The 240-nt window shown below is 68.3% G+C and carries 1 protein-coding gene; it reads left to right on the top strand.

The annotated features are described in order from the left end of the window. Nucleotides 1-240: tetratricopeptide repeat protein (locus tag MXD59_RS23300; protein WP_248826752.1), on the top strand; the 240-nt coding region annotated here is incomplete at both ends.

Consider the following 240-nt stretch of genomic DNA (forward strand, 5'->3'; position numbering starts at 1 on the left):
ACCCCATCACCCCGACCGCGCCCGACGACTGTCCAACCTCGGCGCCGCACTACAGGCCCGGTTCGCGTGGACCGGGCAACTCACCAACCTGGATGAGGCGATTAGCGTCGGCCGGGCCGCCGTCGCTGTCACACCACCTGACCACCCCGATCGCGCCGGTTACCTGTCCAACCTCGGCGCCGCACTACAGGCCCGGTTCGCGTGGACCGGGCAACTCACCAACCTGGATGAGGCGATTAG

This window comes from Frankia umida, from assembly GCF_023242945.1.
Classification (GTDB): Bacteria; Actinomycetota; Actinomycetes; order Frankiales; family Frankiaceae; genus Frankia; species Frankia umida.